19 protein-coding genes and 1 tRNA gene are annotated in these 16379 nt (G+C 46.6%); 11 read left to right on the plus strand and 9 right to left on the minus strand.

Features of this window, described 5'->3' with window-relative positions; genetic code table 11:
- Window positions 1-30 precede the first annotated feature (30 nt).
- Complete coding sequence (locus CBE68_RS06040; RefSeq protein WP_087505178.1) at window positions 31-219, plus strand: hypothetical protein; 189 nt, start codon at window positions 31-33, stop codon at window positions 217-219.
- Between the two features lie 70 nt (window positions 220-289).
- On the opposite strand, the gene CBE68_RS06045 is transcribed toward CBE68_RS06040, so the two are convergent.
- The 3 genes from CBE68_RS06045 to CBE68_RS06055 all read right to left on the minus strand — a co-directional run bounded on the left by CBE68_RS06045 (window position 290) and on the right by CBE68_RS06055 (window position 2487).
- Complete coding sequence (locus tag CBE68_RS06045; protein WP_087505179.1) at window positions 290-565, minus strand: hypothetical protein; 276 nt, start codon at window positions 563-565, stop codon at window positions 290-292.
- A gap of 104 nt (window positions 566-669) precedes the next feature.
- Window positions 670-2319, minus strand: coding sequence for a tetratricopeptide repeat-containing response regulator (locus CBE68_RS06050; RefSeq protein ID WP_087505180.1), 1650 nt, complete (start codon window positions 2317-2319; stop codon window positions 670-672).
- A gap of 83 nt (window positions 2320-2402) precedes the next feature.
- Window positions 2403-2487, minus strand: a tRNA-Tyr gene (locus tag CBE68_RS06055).
- 212 nt (window positions 2488-2699) lie between these two features.
- On the opposite strand from CBE68_RS06055, the gene CBE68_RS06060 reads away from it, so the two are divergent.
- A complete protein-coding gene (locus CBE68_RS06060; RefSeq protein WP_087505181.1) occupies window positions 2700-3182 on the plus strand; it encodes a VC2046/SO_2500 family protein in 483 nt (160 codons plus the stop codon).
- A gap of 247 nt (window positions 3183-3429) precedes the next feature.
- On the opposite strand, the gene rnt is transcribed toward CBE68_RS06060, so the two are convergent.
- A complete protein-coding gene (rnt, locus tag CBE68_RS06065) occupies window positions 3430-4080 on the minus strand; it encodes a ribonuclease T (RefSeq protein WP_087505182.1) in 651 nt (216 codons plus the stop codon).
- 142 nt (window positions 4081-4222) lie between these two features.
- On the opposite strand from rnt, the gene CBE68_RS06070 reads away from it, so the two are divergent.
- The 6 genes from CBE68_RS06070 to CBE68_RS06095 all read left to right on the plus strand — a co-directional run bounded on the left by CBE68_RS06070 (window position 4223) and on the right by CBE68_RS06095 (window position 10205).
- On the plus strand, window positions 4223-5200 hold the full coding sequence (locus CBE68_RS06070; protein ID WP_158100509.1) for a flagellar protein MotY: 978 nt from the start codon (window positions 4223-4225) through the stop codon (window positions 5198-5200).
- A gap of 403 nt (window positions 5201-5603) precedes the next feature.
- Window positions 5604-6410, plus strand: a complete 807-nt coding sequence (locus CBE68_RS06075; protein WP_087505184.1) for a hypothetical protein — start codon at window positions 5604-5606, stop codon at window positions 6408-6410.
- Between the two features lie 157 nt (window positions 6411-6567).
- On the plus strand, window positions 6568-7212 hold the full coding sequence (locus tag CBE68_RS06080) for an outer membrane beta-barrel protein (protein ID WP_087505185.1): 645 nt from the start codon (window positions 6568-6570) through the stop codon (window positions 7210-7212).
- Window positions 7213-7606: 394 nt separating this feature from the next.
- On the plus strand, window positions 7607-7795 hold the full coding sequence (locus CBE68_RS06085) for a hypothetical protein (RefSeq protein ID WP_087505186.1): 189 nt from the start codon (window positions 7607-7609) through the stop codon (window positions 7793-7795).
- 161 nt (window positions 7796-7956) lie between these two features.
- Window positions 7957-9132 carry a formate-dependent phosphoribosylglycinamide formyltransferase gene (purT, locus tag CBE68_RS06090; protein WP_087505325.1) on the plus strand — a complete coding sequence of 392 codons (1176 nt, stop codon included), beginning with the start codon at window positions 7957-7959 and terminating at the stop codon, window positions 9130-9132.
- 251 nt (window positions 9133-9383) lie between these two features.
- Window positions 9384-10205 (plus strand): 2-keto-4-pentenoate hydratase, encoded by an 822-nt coding sequence (locus CBE68_RS06095; RefSeq protein WP_087505187.1) that lies wholly within the window; start codon window positions 9384-9386, stop codon window positions 10203-10205.
- 66 nt (window positions 10206-10271) lie between these two features.
- Here the strand turns inward: CBE68_RS06095 and CBE68_RS06100 are convergent, their stop codons facing one another.
- A complete protein-coding gene (locus CBE68_RS06100; RefSeq protein ID WP_087505188.1) occupies window positions 10272-10610 on the minus strand; it encodes a DUF3718 domain-containing protein in 339 nt (112 codons plus the stop codon).
- A 332-nt stretch (window positions 10611-10942) separates the two neighbouring features.
- On the minus strand, window positions 10943-11227 hold the full coding sequence (locus CBE68_RS06105) for a GIY-YIG nuclease family protein (protein WP_087505189.1): 285 nt from the start codon (window positions 11225-11227) through the stop codon (window positions 10943-10945).
- 161 nt (window positions 11228-11388) lie between these two features.
- Between CBE68_RS06105 and CBE68_RS06110 the strand changes: the two genes are divergently transcribed.
- The 3 genes from CBE68_RS06110 (at window position 11389) to elbB (ending at window position 13441) form a co-directional block, all read left to right on the plus strand.
- Window positions 11389-11889, plus strand: coding sequence for a glycine cleavage system protein R (locus tag CBE68_RS06110; protein ID WP_087505190.1), 501 nt, complete (start codon window positions 11389-11391; stop codon window positions 11887-11889).
- Between the two features lie 160 nt (window positions 11890-12049).
- On the plus strand, window positions 12050-12712 hold the full coding sequence (locus CBE68_RS06115; RefSeq protein WP_087505191.1) for a ceramidase domain-containing protein: 663 nt from the start codon (window positions 12050-12052) through the stop codon (window positions 12710-12712).
- Window positions 12713-12784: 72 nt separating this feature from the next.
- Window positions 12785-13441 (plus strand): isoprenoid biosynthesis glyoxalase ElbB, encoded by a 657-nt coding sequence (gene elbB / locus CBE68_RS06120; RefSeq protein ID WP_087505192.1) that lies wholly within the window; start codon window positions 12785-12787, stop codon window positions 13439-13441.
- Window positions 13442-13491: 50 nt separating this feature from the next.
- Here elbB and CBE68_RS06125 read toward each other — a convergent pair whose 3' ends face one another.
- The 3 genes from CBE68_RS06125 to pyrB all read right to left on the minus strand — a co-directional run bounded on the left by CBE68_RS06125 (window position 13492) and on the right by pyrB (window position 16262).
- The gene (locus CBE68_RS06125; RefSeq protein ID WP_087505193.1) at window positions 13492-14811 is read right to left on the minus strand and encodes a Na+/H+ antiporter family protein; all 1320 of its coding nucleotides are present in this window, start codon (window positions 14809-14811) and stop codon (window positions 13492-13494) included.
- A gap of 63 nt (window positions 14812-14874) precedes the next feature.
- The gene (gene pyrI / locus CBE68_RS06130; RefSeq protein ID WP_188708113.1) at window positions 14875-15336 is read right to left on the minus strand and encodes an aspartate carbamoyltransferase regulatory subunit; all 462 of its coding nucleotides are present in this window, start codon (window positions 15334-15336) and stop codon (window positions 14875-14877) included.
- Entirely contained in the window at window positions 15336-16262 is a 927-nt protein-coding gene (gene pyrB / locus CBE68_RS06135; protein ID WP_087505326.1) for an aspartate carbamoyltransferase, read from the minus strand. The genes pyrI and pyrB overlap by 1 nt, the downstream gene beginning before the upstream one ends.
- Between the last annotated feature and the right edge of the window lie 117 nt (window positions 16263-16379).

Genomic DNA, 16379 nt, shown 5'->3' on the forward strand with positions numbered 1-16379 from the left:
TTCGCTTTAGGAATAGGGAGGAGGTTTAACGTGTTATATACGAACTTCTTTAGTTGGAAAACTCAAGTCAAACTGCAATTAAAAGAGCATCATATCGATGTCGATACCGATGACCAGGCAATTGCTAAGGATATGGAGTTCTCCTACTTTCAGCGGCACTTGTCAGTCGAAGAATATGTCAAAGAGATAGCCGATCGTCAGCAAGGAAAATCAGCCTGATGAGCAACTTTTATCAACAAAAAAGCCGCACCTAAGGGAGCGGCTTTTCATTACATTACTTGTGAGGGATTTATTCGGTCTCAGCTTTACTGTCGCGATTAGCAGAGCACACTTGCTTGTCATCAAAACCATCGCGGTAGAATCGAATATTGACACATTGCTTTTCGTATATTTCTTGTAAGTTGGAACGAACAACAACTGATTCGGTTTGGCGAATACGCTTAGATAGCTCGTCGCATTCACGTCGTTGAGCATTAATGTCTTCAATATTTTCACAGCTATCGGTTGTCGAGCAACCAGCGAGCAAAGCCGCGCAGATAATTGAGAGCGGAAGCAAACAGCGCATTGTGTGTCCTTAATTTGTCGTTATTTTAAATTGTCTTTTGAAACGTTCGCTAGTGTAACTGGGTCGCCAGTTCACATTCAATCAAAGATCCCGCAACTTTGTCGTTATTGCCGTTTTAATTGCTGAAATTGCCCCCAAAGCTCATTTTTACGACTTCTGTGCTGGGCAGGGAGGCGGACGCCATCAACCGATTTGAACAGCTCCTCACATCTTCGAAGTTGTCCAGGACTCATTTTTTTAGACTCGGACAAACGTTTGAGTAGGGTTTGAATTAAATTGAGCGCAGCACCGGTATTGGTTGGAGCAATTTGCAATGCTTGCTCGAACTCCTCAATTGCAGTTTTAAAGTCATCTTGATCGTAGGCTGTCATACCCGCTTTACTGTGCTGCTGAAACGTATCGTGGCGACTCTGCAATCCGGTTGTCTCATCTTGTTGATGAGCGATAGTGGCTTTCAAAAAGGGATTACTGGAGTCGAGCTGCTCGGCTTTAGCTAGCACTTTTTGAGCCTCTTCCAGCTCGCCAATCATGCTCACTGTCGCTAGGCTTTCAGTAATGAAATCGGTTGGTAATTGGCTCTCATGAGAGCTTTCGTCGTAGCGTTCGGTGGCCTTGTAATAAAGCTTTTTGGCCTTTAATAAATCACCTTTGCGAGCAAATTTGGCGGCGTTAATCAGATCCTCATAGTTTTGAAAATCAAAGCCATTAAATTGAGAATCTTGGCGTGCCCGCATTAACGTGCTGAATGCTTCACTTTCCAGTCGTCCCGATGCTCGTTCGTCGTCGCTATTGAGCGACGCCTCCACGGTACTGCGAACATAATTACAAAGGTGCTCAGTATTACGCTCTATCGCTCGGCGGCTCTGATCATAGACTTGGCGGAAAGCGTCATTGGCAAGCAAATACTCTTCGTTACTAAGCGCTAACTGAGCAAGTTTCTCTTGCCGCTCTGGCCGAAAAGGCGACAGTTCAGCTGCCTTTTTAAGCATTTCTAAAGCGCGTGCTTCATCTCCCAAGCCAATGTATGCCTCGGCAATACAATCATGAGCCTCAACCGTCAGCGGACTGCTTTTTAGTATTGGAGCGACAGTAGTAATTGCCTCTTCGTGACGGCTGCAGTCATTCAGCGTGTGGCCCAAGCTGACACGCGCCCAAATCAAATCACGTTGCTCAAGCGTTTCTCTGAGAATTTTTTCCGAATGCTGAGGATTGCCTGTCCGACGATGAAATTCAGCGAGCATTTTCTTACATAGGCCGCTGTAACGACTGTTTTCCGCCAACAGCTTTTCACATTCGGCAATTGCTTGCGGCAGATCATCGCCATAGACCGCGTTGTAAACCGGACCTAGTTCCAGGTGCTTGGAATATGCACGCTCTAAGCGATTAGCTAATTGTTTCAGGGAAAACGGTTTGACCAGATAGTCGTCTGGTTCACGCTCCAGCGCTCCGAGAACAATCCCCCGGGTGCTTTCACCAGAAATAATAAAAAATACCGCCGCGGGGGATAGATACTTTTGTTCTCGCAGGATTTCAAGCAGTTGCTGTCCATTGCGCCCCGGCCCTAGATTGTAATCGGCAAGTACAATATCAAACTTGGTTGAACGGCAAGCTCGGATGGCGGCTTCAGAGGATTCAACGAAGTGGATATCTTTAATGCCCAAATTGACCAGCATGCCTTTTAAGGTCACTTGAAAGGCTCTTTGGTCATCAACAATCAGAATTTTGGTGCGCTTGAAATCGATGTTTGACTTCATCCAACGACTTTAAAACGTGGGTTTGCTTCGAGTGTAACACAAGCAGGAGAAAAGAAAGTGTCTTGAACGGACAGAGCAAAAAGTGGTGGAGGGGGAAGGATTCGAACCTTCGAAGGCGGAGCCGTCAGATTTACAGTCTGATCCCTTTGGCCACTCGGGAACCCCTCCACTGTTGCACATTGCGCGCGAGTCTGCTGCTTGACCAAGCTAACAGCATGGCGGCGAATTATACGAAGAATTATGGTGATGTAAATACCCAGATAAGGAAAAAACAGAGATTTTTTTGCCAACCTTAGAAGCTTTTTACTAAAGAAATAAACAATTGCGCCGATACCTTTCTTGAAGTGTTGTTTAAAGTGTATCTGAAGGCGGAAATATAAGTGTTGTCGCAGGTTGAAAGGCCTCCAGTTTCAAATGAGTATGACTTGGGTCAGTCGATCAATGTCGCTGCAGCGTCAGGTAACTCTGAAACCTTTCGCTTGCTGTTGTCGATGCTTTCTGCCGATGTTTGCGATCAACCACAGTTCAGTCGTTTACCTTCAGACGTCAAACAACCCGAAGATCTGCGTCAAGTACTGCAACTTGCAGATCCTCAGCCATTTTATGATCAACATCACCCGAGTTATCAATCAAGCCTCACTAATGCTTTTCATGCTGGTGGCCTAACGGATGTACGATTGCTGGATGCGCTAAAACCAGAACCATTGGTGGCAGGTAGCGAGGAAAGTAACCCCGTGCATCAAATTCAAGCCTTGCTGTCTCCTTGGCAACAGCATAAAGCTTCGGGTAATCAACCTGAATGTCATCCCACCGATTGGCAAGATGCTGATCGTGCGCTACTTGCGGTTGCCGCTAACGGCTAATTAACATAACGATAACTGGATTAGATTAATTAATGAGCTGAGAGTAAAACAATTCATTTTGCATCATTGTTTTTACTGACTATTATTTGCGCCGTTGAGATGTTGATCACAAATGAAGGAGGTAAATCTCGATGAATCGTTCTAAGTTTATCCAGTGCCTGTTTCGTGTTGGGCGAGAGCTTCAAGCGCACGGCGTAAAATAATTAATGAGAGAGGCGGCAGTTGCCGCCTTTTTTATTTCACCAGCTTAGGCAGTCAATGATTCAGTCAGCGGCCAACCACCAAGTTGTTGGTAGCGGTTGACGATTTTGCAAAACAGTTCGGCTGTTTTGCCGGCATCGTAAGCTGCGCTATGTGCGGATTGCTGATCGAAGGCGATGTCAAAACGTTCACAACAGTCTTTTAGTACCGACTGACCTAATGCCAGGGCGCCGAGCGTTGCCGTGTCAAAGGTTACGAATGGGTGGAATGGACTGCGCTTAAAGCGCGTTCGATTAATGGCGGCATTGAGGAAACTGTTGTCAAATGCGGCATTGTGAGCAACCAATACACAGCGCTGGCAACCATGCTGTTTTTGTAGTGGCCGGAGCGCCTTTGACAATTGATTCAGCATGGTCTTTTCATCAACCGCTTGTCGATCCGGACAATGCGGATCGATACCTGTAAAGGCCAGGGACGATGGTTCTAAATTGGCACCATCAAATGGTGCCACATTGTAGGCAAAAGTTGCAGCCGGAGTCAGTAGACCTTCCTCGTCGATAGTGATCGCCGTTGCGGCGACTTCCAAAACGGCGTCAGTCAAAGGATTAAAACCAGCGGTTTCGATATCGACGACTACTGGGTAGTAACCTCTGAATCGTGAAGCTAACGCTAGTTTTGGATCTACTGTTTCTGTCATTTCTGTACTCGAACGTTGAAAAACGAGCGCTATTATTCCAGAAAATCTTGTTTAATGGTGAATCTAACGTAAAAATGACTCAAGTAATCTGGAACGCCGCCGATTATAGATGCAGGCAACCATAAGAAGACGCGAAGCCATCATGAAACATCCAGTGCTGACAACTGCAATGACCATAGGGATACTGTCTGTCGTGAGCCCATTCGGTGAGGCGACAGTGCGGCAGTATGCAGCGCCAATTGGCCATTCTGACTGGGTACTGACCCAAAGTTCTCCTTTGGTGTGTCAACTAGAACATGGTATTCCGAGCTATGGTACGGCAGTGTTTACCGACAAGGCAGGCAGCGGTCATGCATTGCACATGACGCTAGAAATGTTGCGCCGTCCGCAACTCAGCGGCAACGCCAGATTAATGTCGGTACCGCCGAGCTATAAGCCCGGTATGGAAGCCAGTTTAATGGCTAATGTTCAGGTTTATGATGGTTTCAACACCATGGTTGGTGAACAATTATCTTGGCAAATCTTAACCGAATTAGAGCAGGGCAATAACCCTACTTTGTTTTATCAAGACGGCTATAGTCGCTTGGGTGATATTGAAGTTGCACTCAACTCTGCCAATTTCCGCCGTTCGCTCAATGAGTTTGTTGATTGCGTTGGCGGATTATTGCCCTATGGCTACGATGATGTCGCCATTAGTGTGTTGAACTACAAGCTGAATAGCGATGAGTTAGAGCTTGAATCGTTAAAAAGGTTGCGCAAAGTTGTTGACTATCTGCGTCATGATGATGCGATTGTCCGGGTAGAAATCGATGCTTTCTCGGATAGCTATGGCGGCCGTTGGTTGAACTTTGAGTTGTCCAAGAAAAGAGCTGCCGCGGTGAAAGATTTTATGATTGAGCAAGGTGTCAAAGATGACTTGCTGATTACTGCTGGCTATGGTGAACGTCGTCATGTGGCTTCAAACAAAAGCCCTATTGGTCGCCATAAGAACCGACGTGTGGTTGTGCGACTGACTCGAGACAACAGCCAAGAGCCGTCGCCGATGGCACAAAAAGCCTTGACGCCGAAAATTGCTAAAGCGCTAACCAAGGTCGAGCCTGATACTGCTTCCCCACAATAATCTTGTTTTGACTGCTCAACATAGCTTTGAGCAGTTTTTCAAGCTTCCGCCATTGATTGAACCTGGAACTAGAGTTTAAACAGCTCTTTCCTGCTTTAATCAGCTCTTGCTGGTCTCCATGGTGTGAATTTTTGATTCGCCAATGTTCTGTTTTTAAAGCGGAAATGCCATGTGTGTGGCATTTTCATTGTGCTCACCGATAAGCACTAAAATATGCCGTTTTAAACTTAGTTCGAAAAATAAATTACTTGATCTGGGTCAAATTTGGTTGCTGTTGGTGTATAATTTTTGAACGACTTTGATTGGTCGTTTACAGCCTAGCGAGTGACTTGAACGCTCGTTGGCCATTTCATTCGGTGGCTGTTTGTGTTGACACCAAACAAACGGAACAGGAGGCCCCACCATGAGAATCAGCCAAACCCTTCCTATCGTTTTGATTTCTTTTAACTCCGTTGCCAGTGGCATTGACGGTGTCGAAGTTGGCAACACCATCCAGCAAACGTTTGCTGTCAACCATCAACTGCCTGCGACCAAGATGGCAGGGTGTTACGAGCAAAATGTTTATCAGACCGTGGCTTTAGATGAGCTGCTTGCTTCTCGAGTCAGTGAGCAATTAGATGAAACCATCGACATCGTTCCAGCATCGATGGATCAATACCAACAGGCGGTAATTAATGACCAGCAGATTGCCCAATTGGCTCAGAGCGATCAGTTGGTGGTCTGCCATTTTGAGTTTGACGCCAACTCGACGTATGACAACCCTCTACAGCAAGCCATGTCAGGTTATTACAAGCAAGCACCAATGAAGCAAGTTGGCATTGCATATATGAAGGGCAGTGGTCAGATTGTGTCATTATCAGTTTATCGACAAACGCCCATTGCTTCATCGATGGTTCAAGTAAGGCAACATTACATGCAGCAATGGCGAGATGCAGAGTTTATTGATAATGGCCATTATTATGAATTTGCTGAACACCGCTACTGTGAGGTCACAGGATTGCACTCGGCACATTGCACGTACGATAGTGAAGCAAAACAGGAACTAGTACTCAAGCAACAACCGGAGTTATATGCTCAGCTTCAGCAGATGGCCGACTATATGGTCATTTCAACACTTCAACAATTGCCTGCTACTGCAGCTGGTGGGCCACAAGTTGATGCTGAAACTTATGCCGCCAATAGCCTTTCCAGTAATTGCTCTCGCCAATAGTGGTTCGTTCAAGCCGTCAGAATTGTAACGATTCTGACGGCTTGAACATCTTCAAATCCTTCACATTTATCAACTGATCTGAAACAATTTAGCGCTCAAAACCTACCACTGCACCCAAGATGGTCTGTGGCTTTTCATACCAGTACAAGGATTATGTATGAAACTGTTCAGTGTTGCCGCTTTGTCGCTCGTGTTTTGTTCTACCATGGCTTACAGCGAAGATCATAGTGAGTCTTATCAACCCAGCTTTGATGTTTCGTTACTTGCTGGTACCAGCGGTAGCAGTAATTTTAAATCGGTGGATTCTGATTCGTATACGCTTGATACCGATAGTGGTACCAATATCGCAGTTAGTATTAACTACTTGCAAAAGTATAAGCATGGTAGCCGGCTGCAATACGAGCTTTATTTAGCGCAGACAGAAACTGATTTGGTGATCAAAGATGTTGCCACTGCTGAGAAAAGTACGTCAGAAATGGATATTCGTTATTACCACATTGGTGGGGTGAATGAGATCGAGTACAGCGATTCTGATTTCGTGCCCTATCTAGGAGCTAGTATCGGCCTGACCAGCTTTAAACCCGACGATTATGATGACGAAGACGAGTTTTCATTTGGCATCAATGCTGGTGTTAAGTGGTTTGCTACGGATTGGATTGGTGCGAGATTTGATGCCAGAGGCATCGGTACTGTCATTGATAGCGACAGCGCAATTTTTTGTAATGGCGGTTGCATCGCGAAAATCAATGGTGGTGTCTGGTGGCAGTATCAATTGACCGCAGGAATGTTTGTACGATTCTGATCCCGAGTCGCCAAGCCACGTTCAAGTAAGCTATAACTATTCTCATTCCACTGAATTGAATGTGAATACTTACCAATAAATTTGATGTATCTCTGTTGGGCTAATTTAATTAAGCATTTGATTTAAAATGTTTAGATAAATTTTGCTCAGCTTTGGTGCGCGGTATTTATTCACTATTTATGCGTTTCTAGTGGCTACATGTAGCCTATTAATAACGCAATATTGACATTTTAAACCCGTGATCAAAGTGGGGTTATTGATTAAAAACTAAACTATTGCCGTTTTTTCGTGTCTATACTTAGCGACCTGTTGCAAAGCCAAAGCCACCTGAAAGCGCAGTATCTAGTTATAACTTGCAACGAACGAAGGTTGTTTCAAACATGAGGACTGAATCATGAGCGAAAATTATTTTACTTGGCGTAGTGCGGTAGCAGAACAAGCGAAGCACATGACCGGTTTAGAAAACGAGATGGTTGATGCAGCAAACGACCAAGTGCTGCAAGACCAATACTTTTACGAGCAACTGACGCCGCAACAAGCAGCTGAGCGCTTGATGCAAAACCACAAGGCTGCAGCCCGTTAAGTCACTTTAAAAGCTACCTTTCAGTTTCAGCGGCTCCGATATCGGGGCCGCTTTCATTTCTGGGCCTCATGGATTGGCAAGCTAGCGCCGATGCAGATCAATACCCAGTGGATAATTTGACATATACTTGGGCCGGATTTTTCTTTGGAGTTCAGAGTATGATGTTGGGAACCCCGCTATCTCCCTCAGCGACCAAAGCCTTGTTGTTGGGCTCAGGTGAATTGGGTAAAGAAGTTGCGATTGAATTGCAGCGCTTAGGTGTGGAAGTGATTGCCGCCGATCGCTATCTCAATGCCCCGGCAATGCAGGTTGCTCATCGTAGCTACGAGTTAGACATGCTTGATGGCAGTGCGTTGCGAGCGATTGTCGAGAAAGAACAGCCTGACATTATTATCCCTGAGATTGAAGCGATAGCGACCGACGAGCTACTGAAGCTGGAAGCCGAGGGCGTAAGAGTCGTGCCAAATGCTCGTACTACCGCTTTGACCATGGATAGAGAAGGTATTCGCCGCCTTGCGGCCGAAACGTTGGGGCTGCCAACCTCAGGCTACCAGTTTGCCGATACCGAACAACAGTTCCAACAAGCGGTGGCTGAAGTCGGTATGCCATGCGTTGTTAAACCGGTCATGAGCTCATCAGGTAAAGGCCAGAGCGTGGTGCGTAGCGCTGATGACTTGCAGCATGCTTGGGCCTACTCCCAGCAAGGTGGCAGAACAGGTGAGGGGCGTGTCATTGTCGAGGGCTTTGTCGATTTCGACTATGAGATAACACTACTAACGGTACTAGCAAGTGATGGTGTTCATTTCTGTTCCCCGATTGGTCACCGTCAACAAGATGGTGACTATCGTGAATCATGGCAACCACAAGCAATGACCGAGGCAGCTTTGAACAACTCTCAGTCCATCGCTAAAGCAGTTGTTGAAGAACTCGGTGGGTTTGGCCTCTATGGTGTGGAATTGTTTGTCAAAGGCGATGATGTTTACTTTAGTGAAGTATCACCACGTCCTCACGACACTGGAATGGTGACGCTTATCTCACAACAACTGTCTGAATTTGCTCTCCATGTTCGAGCGATTTTAGGACTGCCTATTTGTGGCATCGAGCATTATGGCCCCAGCGCATCTGCTGTGATATTGCCTTCTGGTCACTCACGGCAAACGCAATATGGCGATCTTCATCTTGCCTTGGCTTCGCCAGGCACCCAGTTGCGGTTATTTGGTAAACCAGAAATAGCAGGGACGCGTCGGATGGGAGTGGCGCTGGCGACCGCTGAAAGCGTCGAGCAAGCGATTGAAAAAGCCGTTGAAGTGACGCAGCGAGTGTCGGTGACATTCTAGAACTCGACAGTTTTCAATAAGTATTCGAGAGCCCCGCTATTGCGGGGCTTTTTTTGTCTCGAGGTAGATAAACACAGCGAATGCTGAAAAAACGATCTATGACAAAAATCTTTTGTTTGTTATTACCAATTTGTGAGACCTGTTTCTCTAGAATGGTATGTCCAATTAACCTAGAGTTGCCATTAAACGAATTCAACGTGAGTTTCTTTACCCACGTCTATCTATCAACTTGCTGTTTTGGAGGATATACCATGGCAACAACGACACCACTGACTAAGGATGAAATCGTTCAGACTGCTGAGACACTGGCATCTGCGCGTTTCTCTGGTGGTTTACTAGAAGGCTTTCCGGGCCGTGTTCCAGGTACCTTAGACGAAGCTTATCAAGTTCAAGACTTGGTTATTTCAGCTGCACCTGAGCCAATTGTTGGTTGGAAAATTGGCATGATACCTCCGGAGTTACGTGAGCAATATGGTGCAGAGCGAATTATCGGCCCTGTTTTTGACAACGTGAATCATTTCCTTGGTCGTGCACATGACGACAACGAAAAGATTGTTCTACCAGTGTTCGCTGGCGGCTTCATTGCTGTCGAAGCAGAAATTGTGATTGAAATTGGCCAAGATATTGAACCAGGTAGTGTGGATACTGCCGGTGGCGTCGAACATTTGGTGAAAGCCATGTATGCCGGTGTTGAGATTGCCAGTAGCCCGGTTCCTGACCTCAATAGTTATGGTCCAGCGGCAATCATTTCAGACATCGGTAACCAGCACGGCATGGTGATTGGTCCCGTCATTGAAAATTGGCAGACGGTTCTTGCAGAAACGACCGTTGAAACCATTATCAATGATGAATCCATTAATCAGGCTCCGGCCAACGGTATTCACAACGGCCAACTTGGTGCCTTGGCATTCTTTATTGATTGCTGTGCCAAGCGCGGCATCAAGGTACCTGCCGGTACCATGATTTTAACCGGAGCTACCACTGGCGTTCATGAAACACTGGTAAACTCATTTTCAACGGTGAAGTATGGAGCCTTAGGTAACATCAATATGGAGTTAGTGCCGATCAAATAAGGCATAAAAAAAGCCGCGGTCAAGCCGCGGCAAAAGACAGAATGAGAGAAAATATCAGGGTAAAAATTACGCTTGAGGTTGTTGAGCTGTCTGCGCTTGAGCCAGATCGCGAACCTCTACATGACCTTGCTGGTGACCGCGTATGAAGTTAGCTGTGTTTGCTGCCCCGTGCTCTGCGGCAAAAGTGCCGATGTCTTCACCGTTACAAACAACATTATTGGCGACTTTCTTCATGGTCAAATTGTAGCTTTTGACAACATTCTTGAAGTTGTTCAAGCGGTCTGTAGCACTGCTGTGACAGATGTTCTGCAACGCTTTTTCAACCACCGGATCCATAGCTGCGTTGCTTACTCCAAGATTCAAAACACCAAAAGTCAAAACTGCAGTGATTACTAATTTTTTCATTGTCCGATCCTCCGGTTTAGTAGGACAAAGTGATTTAGGCGTCTGTTGCCGTAAATCGATGGCTCTATTTAACACCAGTAATCAAGAGTTTTTTTAGTGATCAATAACAGTTTCTGTATCTGATTTTTCGATTAGTTTGAATCATTGATCTGCAGCAATATTGACACCTGCAATGGGTTACATTTTTTTATGGTTTGACTAAGTTTAATTGCAGTGGTTTGAGTTTAATTAGCTATTTTTTATGGTTTTATAAGTAATGCTAATGAATGGTGAAGAGCGTCAGGTAAGCGATGCTGCTTGATTTTTTGTATTAAAAAATCTAATTAAATTAGCTAATGGGTTACGGGTTCTATTAGCGTCATTTTCTGTGCTTTTGTCATTTTTTTGACGCTATGTTCGCGTTTTAATGCGAGCGAGCGATTTTCATAACTTTCGATATGGACGATGCGTTTGGGGGCTTGTGTTCTAAAGTACTTTGCTCCTCGCGCTCCAACCTTCCCTAAATGAATGTCGCAATGTTGCTGGAATCGTTTGTCAACATCGGTGGTGATGCCGGTATACAAGTTGCCATTGTCGGTTTCAATGATGTAGAGGTACCAATAATTTTCATTCGCCATAACAACTTACCGATTTGCTGCATTTATCGCCAGTGGCACGAATGTTGTGATTTAAAACAACATTTGGGTTCAAATTGATCTCAGTTCAGCTGGCTGCAAGGTTGGCCCCGTACTATAACTTGTAATCATCAGTGGTAACTATAACTAAAGGAAGTAAGCGTATGAGTGCCGCATTTATTGTTTCTTTTGCAGGTCCCGATCGTGCCAACTTATTGAAGCAGTTGGCGCAGTTTACCCATGAGCATGACGGTAAGTGGCTCAGCAGCAAAGTCAATTATCTTGATGGCCATGTCGCTGGCAATATTAAAGTCACTGCACCACAAAACCAACTGGATACCATCAAGCAAGAGTTTGCTCGGCAACAAGGGCTAGTTGTTCAAATTGACGATGTTGTTGCCAAAGACGGCCCAGCACAAGTGGTCAAATTGAGTTTCCATAGTAATGACCGCTCTGGTCTGGTACACGATATCACGAGCGTGATTGATCAACAGGATGCTGAGTTGGCGCATATGGATAGCGCCCGGATTCAAGTTGAATCGCTAGGTACGAATGTCTTCGTTGCAAAACTTGTTGTCAATATGCCACAAGGACAGGCGGCAGAAGATCTGCTCGCTGCTCTCCGAGCGCTGGATGAGCATGTGGTGGTTGATTTAGAAGACTAGGCCAGCCAACATTTGACTTAAAGCCACCGTTAACGGTGGCTTTTTTGTTTTTGCTTGATTAGCGTATGGTTGGTCATTGGGGCGTCATTTGAGGTGGTTATGCTTGTCCTCATGAAGTGTGTTGCCAAACGTATCGAGTTTAATTGCAAGGTGGTCTGAAATGGCATTGTCGACTCAGTATGATAATTACTGTGAGCGGACTGATTTTAGTTTTTGGGCGGAACCCATCAATGCGATGACTAATGGCTGGTTTGTGGTCGCTGGCGTTGTCGCAATGATGATGCTGTTGCGGCGGCCTGAGCGTTGGTCTGAACACCTTAGCCTTTGGTTGCTAGCGGCAATCATGATCGCTATTGGGGTGGGAAGTTTTCTATTCCATACCTTTGCTACTCATTGGGCAATGCTTGCCGATATCTACCCCATTTATTTGTTTCAAATTGTGTTCCTATGGTGTTATCCACGGCGAGCGCTGCAGTTAAGCATTGGTATGGTGCTAGCGTTCTTTGTTTTGTACGCCGCAGTTACCATTGCCAGTGGCCATTTACCGATTGAGCTCAACGGCTCGGAAATGTACTTACCAACCATAGTCACATTGGCAGCCTTTGGCTTGAGTTATGCCATCAAGCAAGGATTCGTCGACAAGTTGTTGCTAACCGCTGCGCTAGTATTTGCCTTGTCGCTGACGATGAGAACGATTGACAATGCAATTTGCACCAGCTGGCCCATTGGAACACATTTCCTGTGGCATACATTGAATGCCTTGGTACTTTTATTGTGTTGGTTGAGCTTGTATCGGCACGATATCAACACTAAGGTTGAATAGTTTGATTGCCCGAATATGTTGATTGCTAAAGCAATATCTACTCAGGGTTAAGGAATTTGATAAGGAGCTTTTATGGCAAAGGTCGCGGTAATTCTCGCCGGTTGTGGCGTGTTTGATGGCGCTGAAATTCATGAGTCCGTATGTACTATGTTATCGCTAAGCCAACGTGGCGTGGATTACCAGTGTTTTGCTCCGGACGTTGAGCAAGCCCACGTAATCAATCATTTGACTGGTGCTGAAGTCGATGAAAAGCGCAATGTGTTGGTGGAGGCCGCCCGTATCGCTAGAGGAGAGGTAAAACCTCTGACCGAGCTGAAAGTTAAAGATTACGACGCCTTGATTGTGCCTGGTGGCTTTGGTGCCGCCAAGAACTTAAGCGACTTTGCTTTTAAAGGCACTGAGCTATCACTCGAAACCGAATTCCATCGAGTGCTGGAATCATTTGCTGATGCTGACAAACCGGTGGGATTGTTGTGTATCGCTCCTGTGGTAGCGCCACTCATTTATGGCCAAGGCGTACAGCTGACGATAGGCTGTGATGCTGAAGTTGCCGCCGCCGTTGAAGAATTAGGAGGTCAACACGTTGAGGCGTCTGTCGATCAAGTCGTTGTTGATGAAGCTAATCAGTTGGTAACGGTCCCCGCGTATATGCTGGGCCCGGATATTGCCTCTGTCGCCAAGGGGATCGACGCTTTGGTGGCCAAGGTAGTGGAGCTAGCAGCGCAATAATCTGAGCAGTCGGTCGTGGCAACAACTAGCGACCGACATCGCCCGACAAATTACAAAACAACCGCTGCCAGCCAACCCGCAGCAAGCAACGGCAGGTTGTAGTGAACAAAGGTTGGTACCACAGTATCCCAAATATGGTCATGCTGGCCATCAGCGTTTAACCCTGAAGTGGGTCCCAAGGTTGAATCAGAAGCTGGCGAGCCAGCATCGCCTAGCGCCGCTGCAGTTCCCACCAAAGCAATCGTCGCGCTCACTGAGAAACCCAAGCTCATGCACAATGGCACATAGAGTGTGGCAATAATCGGAATGGTGCTAAAACTTGAACCGATCCCCATGGTGATCAATAAACCCACCACCAACATCGCAAACGCCGCGAGTGGCTTATTATCTGCAAAGTGTTGAGTGAGGCTATCAACCAAGGTTGAAACATGGCCGGTGGCTTTGACCACTTCAGCGAAGCCAGAAGCCGCAATCATAATAAAACCAATCATCGCCATTAGTTTGAGGCCATCGTAAAACACATCATGGGTTTCATGCCACTTGACGACGCCGCTAACGGTAAACACCGCTAACCCCGCCAGTGAGCCAAGAATAATCGAGCCCGTTTGGAGCTGGATGATCAGTGTGACAACAATCGCCAGTACCGCTAACCAACGCTGACTGACCGAGGGAAGTGTCAGTTCTTGCTGGTCACTAATGTGAGCGCTGGAGTATATCCTGCGCTTACGATAACTGAACAATACCGCAATCAATAAGCCTCCAAGCATGCCCAAGGCGGGGAGCGCCATCGCTGGCATTACCATGCTGGCCGTGGCTTTGAGGCCGTTGCCGTTTAAATTTGCTAACAAGATCTCATTGAGAAAGATGTTACCAAAGCCAACCGGTAGCAGCATGTAGGGCGTGACTAATCCAAAGGTTAGGACGCAAGCCACCAAACGGCGGTCGAGTTGAAATTCGTTCATTAAACGGAGTAACGGCGGTACCAAAATGGGAATAAAGGCAATATGAACTGGGATCAGGTTTTGCGACATGATTGCCATCACCAGCAATGCCGCCAGCATTAGAAGTTCAACAGTGAAGGTCTGTTTTGCTGTCGGCTGATGACCGACGCGGGCAATAATGCTATGAGCCAGCCACAGGGTGATGCCTGAGCGCGAGAGTGCCACCGCAAATGCGCCAAGCATGGCATAACCAAGAGCAATAGTGGCGCCGCCGCCAAGGCCTTTTTCAAATGCCTTAACCACATCGGGCATTGGTAAACCAGCACTCAGGCCAGCAACCACGGCACTAATCGTTAAGGCAATAACAACATTAATTCGGACAAGGCTGAGCAGCAACATTAGCGCCACAGCGATAACAACAGCGTTCATGAAAATCTCAATCTGTTAGGTTGTGGCGCCGATAACTCGAGGCGACAAGTCAAAAGCAAAAGTTTAGTTGAGCTCAGTGAACAAGCGTTGATTAAAGCTCTTTTCACAATAGTGACATTTTAGAATGACGCCTGAAGCCGATTCGCCGATGTGGAATTTGGTATTGACCGGCTCTTCATTGCTGATGCAATTGCTGTTCGGACAAGCCAATACCGAATCAATCGCATCGGGCAGAGTGACTCGGTACTTTTCTACCACCTCGTAATCGTCGATGACATTGATAGTGGCATCCTTGGCAAACAACGCCAATTGGTTGGCTTGGGTGACATCAAACACCGTATCTTCAACTTTGATGATGTCTTTTTTTCCTTGGTGTTTCGAACGCAGATTGAGGCCCACCGTAATCGGGTGGTCTTGATTACTCAACTGGAAAAACTTCAGAATTCGGATCCCCATGCCCGCTGGGATATGATCGATCACAGTGCCGTGGGCAATGGCTTCAACTTGCAGTTTGTGCTGTGGCATCAGGCGAACTCCTCTGAAAGAACAAGAGCTAGCAGTGCCTGACGGGCATAGACGCCGTTTTCAGCCTGCTCAAAGTAATAGGCGTGTGGTGTTGCATCAACGTCAGTAGTAATTTCATCTACTCGAGGCAGAGGATGAAGTACTTTGAGGTTGTCTTTAGCGTTGCTAAGCATCCTTGCTGTGAGGATGTAGTTAGCCTTCATATGCTGGTATTCAGTTGGATCGAAACGTTCTTTTTGCACCCGGGTCATGTACAGCACATCGAGTTTTGGAATGACCGCTTCCAAATCATCGACGACTTCGAAGTTTACCCCTGCTTGGTTGAGCTCTTCACATAAATAGTCCGGCATCGCCAACGCTGCTGGCGAGACAAAATAGAATTTACAGCCAAACAAAGACAAGGCTTGCGCTAATGAGTGGACGGTGCGGCCGTATTTCAGATCGCCGACAAAGGCGACATTCAAACCTTCAAGGGTGCCTTGAGTTTCATAAATTGAGAACAAATCAAGCAGGGTTTGAGTGGGATGCTGGTTGGCACCATCGCCGCCATTGATCACTGGGACGCTGGAAAACTCCGAAGCCAGTCGCGCCGCGCCTTCTTTGGGGTGGCGCATGAAAAAGGCGTCGGTATAGGAGGAAATCACTTTCACGGAATCGGCGAGTGTTTCACCCTTTTGCGCCAACGAAGTATTGCCGCCAGAGTCAAATCCAATGACCGTGCCACCGAGGCGCTGAACCGCTGTTTCAAAGGACAGTCGAGTTCGTGTCGATGCTTCAAAGAAACAACTGGCTACCACCTTGTTGGTGAGCAAGTCGGGACGAGGTTGTTGTTTTAACTGTTTTGCTGTGGCGACGATGAGTTCGAGTTCGTCGCGAGATAAATCAGCAATAGAAATAATGTGCTTGTTGTGGAGCGGATTGGTCATGCTGCTTCCCTGAGGATACGGCAGTTGCCGACGTGCCTGATGGCCAGGCACAGCCGGAGCGCGATTATAGCAAAGCAATGTCATCAGAGCGACAAGTTCAATTGTGCTTGTGATGGA

This window comes from Neiella marina, assembly GCF_002165625.1.
GTDB classification, from domain to species: Bacteria; Pseudomonadota; Gammaproteobacteria; order Enterobacterales; family Neiellaceae; genus Neiella; species Neiella marina.

Bases quoted from the DNA above. Each gene is read 5' to 3' on its own strand.
- CBE68_RS06045 (WP_087505179.1), bottom strand. From the start codon at position 565: ATGCGCTGTTTGCTTCCGCTCTCAATTATCTGCGCGGCTTTGCTCGCT.
- CBE68_RS06050 (WP_087505180.1), bottom strand. From the start codon at position 2,319: ATGAAGTCAAACATCGATTTCAAGCGCACCAAAATTCTGATTGTTGAT.
- rnt (WP_087505182.1), bottom strand. From the start codon at position 4,080: ATGACAGAAACAGTAGATCCAAAACTAGCGTTAGCTTCACGATTCAGA.
- CBE68_RS06070 (WP_158100509.1), top strand. From the start codon at position 4,223: ATGAAACATCCAGTGCTGACAACTGCAATGACCATAGGGATACTGTCT.
- CBE68_RS06075 (WP_087505184.1), top strand. From the start codon at position 5,604: ATGAGAATCAGCCAAACCCTTCCTATCGTTTTGATTTCTTTTAACTCC.
- CBE68_RS06080 (WP_087505185.1), top strand. From the start codon at position 6,568: ATGAAACTGTTCAGTGTTGCCGCTTTGTCGCTCGTGTTTTGTTCTACC.
- CBE68_RS06085 (WP_087505186.1), top strand. From the start codon at position 7,607: ATGAGCGAAAATTATTTTACTTGGCGTAGTGCGGTAGCAGAACAAGCG.
- purT (WP_087505325.1), top strand. From the start codon at position 7,957: ATGTTGGGAACCCCGCTATCTCCCTCAGCGACCAAAGCCTTGTTGTTG.
- CBE68_RS06095 (WP_087505187.1), top strand. From the start codon at position 9,384: ATGGCAACAACGACACCACTGACTAAGGATGAAATCGTTCAGACTGCT.
- CBE68_RS06100 (WP_087505188.1), bottom strand. From the start codon at position 10,610: ATGAAAAAATTAGTAATCACTGCAGTTTTGACTTTTGGTGTTTTGAAT.
- CBE68_RS06105 (WP_087505189.1), bottom strand. From the start codon at position 11,227: ATGGCGAATGAAAATTATTGGTACCTCTACATCATTGAAACCGACAAT.
- CBE68_RS06110 (WP_087505190.1), top strand. From the start codon at position 11,389: ATGAGTGCCGCATTTATTGTTTCTTTTGCAGGTCCCGATCGTGCCAAC.
- CBE68_RS06115 (WP_087505191.1), top strand. From the start codon at position 12,050: ATGGCATTGTCGACTCAGTATGATAATTACTGTGAGCGGACTGATTTT.
- elbB (WP_087505192.1), top strand. From the start codon at position 12,785: ATGGCAAAGGTCGCGGTAATTCTCGCCGGTTGTGGCGTGTTTGATGGC.
- CBE68_RS06125 (WP_087505193.1), bottom strand. From the start codon at position 14,811: ATGAACGCTGTTGTTATCGCTGTGGCGCTAATGTTGCTGCTCAGCCTT.
- pyrI (WP_188708113.1), bottom strand. From the start codon at position 15,336: ATGCCACAGCACAAACTGCAAGTTGAAGCCATTGCCCACGGCACTGTG.
- pyrB (WP_087505326.1), bottom strand. From the start codon at position 16,262: ATGACCAATCCGCTCCACAACAAGCACATTATTTCTATTGCTGATTTA.